At 63.9% G+C, this 1,636-nt stretch carries 2 protein-coding genes and 1 pseudogene; 1 reads left to right on the forward strand and 2 read right to left on the reverse strand.

Annotated elements, in window-relative coordinates; translation table 11 throughout:
* Positions 1-457, forward strand: a pseudogene (locus H9X86_RS11960) (hypothetical protein); the annotation flags it as partial.
* A gap of 68 nt (positions 458-525) precedes the next feature.
* Here H9X86_RS11960 and H9X86_RS11965 read toward each other — a convergent pair.
* On the reverse strand, positions 526-888 hold the full coding sequence (locus H9X86_RS11965; RefSeq protein ID WP_204901725.1) for a sulfite exporter TauE/SafE family protein: 363 nt from the start codon (positions 886-888) through the stop codon (positions 526-528).
* Positions 889-893: 5 nt separating this feature from the next.
* Entirely contained in the window at positions 894-1,295 is a 402-nt protein-coding gene (locus H9X86_RS11970) for a sulfite exporter TauE/SafE family protein (RefSeq protein ID WP_275962698.1), read from the reverse strand.
* Positions 1,296-1,636 lie beyond the last annotated feature (341 nt).

The raw sequence follows: 1,636 nt of genomic DNA on the forward strand, positions 1-1,636 counted from the left end.
CCCCACGCCTGCCCCCACGCCCACACCGGAGACTGCCCCGAAGCCCACCCCCACATCGGCGGTCACCCCGGAGACTCCGTGGGCCAATGTCTCTCTGCTGTGGCTGGTGTGGGCCATACCCCTTGTGGCCCTTGGGGCGGCTTTGTGGCTGGTGCGCCATCTCCGATTCCGGAGCTGGCAGAAGATGTGCCATGACCGGGACACCAACGCCGCTGTGCTGGCTGCCTACCGTTGGTTTGGCCAGCTGGAGCGGTGGGGCGGCAAGGCAGGGGCAGAGACGGAGGCTCTGGCCCGGAAAGCCCGGTTCAGCCAACACACCCTCACCCCCCAGGAGCGCAGTCTGGTTCTGCGCCAGCTGTGGGGAGAGATCGCACGCCTGAAACAGGCAGCCCCCGCCTGGAGGCGCTGGCTGCTTTGGCTGATGTTCCCCGTGGGCTCTGCCAGAAGGGCAGGATGAAAGTGGGAACTCCCCTAAATAACCGCAAAAAATCCTTTCACCCGTGGGTGAAAGGATTTTTTGTATGGTCACTGGGAGCACCCCGAGGGCCTGCGGAAAAATAGCTCCTTGGCCCCCACATACAAAAGCAGCACCCCAAACAGGCGGCGCAGCAGCTCCACCTCCAGCTGTCCGGCCACAGCTGCCGCCCCCAGGGCGGCGGGAACGCCGGTGACCACGCACCACAGCACCCCCTGCCATTCCACCAACCCCTTTTTGGCGTGGCCAAGAAGGGCCGGGGGCGCACAGGTGAGAAAGTACATCAGGTTGATGCCCCCGGCCTGGTACTGCCCCATTCCGGTACACCAGGTGAGATAGAGCATGAGCAGCGTGCCGCCCCCCACGCCGCAGCCGCTGAGCACCCCGGTGGCCACCCCTACCAAAAAGCCCATAACATTCACAACAGCAACACCGCCCGCACCCCTCCGTACAGCATCAGCAGTCCAAAGCCCCGGCGCAGCCAGGTCACAGGGATCTTCTCAAACACCCGGCCGGACAAAAAGCCCCCCACCAGCCCGCCGGCCAGATAGGGCAAGGCCGCACCCACATCCACCCCGCCCTCCAGGGCATAGCTGACCAGGGCGGCCACAGACAGGGGAAGCACCACCGCCACCGAGGTGGCAAAGGCCCGCCGCTGCTCCAGGTGCAGCCAGCGGGTGAACAGGGGCACCAGAAACAGTCCGCCCCCTGCCCCGAAAAAGCCGTTGGCCGCCCCCGCCAGCAGCCCGGTTATCATGTATTTGCTCCGCCCCTTCACACCATCACCCCGGGTTAGTGTGCGCAGAACACTCCATTTCATGCAAAGGGGCTTTTACTAAATTGTAATTTTGCTTGGCGCAGACTTGCCAGCCTGGAGAGAAGCTCCGCTGGGGTCTATTTTTGTCCGGCCCTTTCCTTGGTGCAGCGGCTGTTCCCAGCCGCCGAAACCCAGGCTTCCGGCAGCCGGAAACGGCTGCGACACGCCCAACTAAGGCCCTGAGGGGAGGCAGCGCACCCCTTGCCTGGCTGTGCGCCTTGCAAGGAGCAACTGCTTTCCTGAATTGGCACCAAACCAGGGCCGACCATAGGCTTGACGCACCACCAAACCTGTACCCCAAGGGGGGTTCTTAGGGGGGAAAGCCCTAAGCGATTCTTTCCCCA

Origin of the sequence: Pseudoflavonifractor capillosus, assembly GCF_016902575.1 — a bacterium.
GTDB classification, from domain to species: Bacteria; Bacillota; Clostridia; order Oscillospirales; family Oscillospiraceae; genus Enterenecus; species Enterenecus capillosus_A.

Coding starts and splice junctions, on each gene's coding strand:
- H9X86_RS11965 (WP_204901725.1), bottom strand. CDS start 888: ATGGGCTTTTTGGTAGGGGTGGCCACCGGGGTGCTCAGCGGCTGCGGC.
- H9X86_RS11970 (WP_275962698.1), bottom strand. CDS start 1,295: ATGAAATGGAGTGTTCTGCGCACACTAACCCGGGGTGATGGTGTGAAG.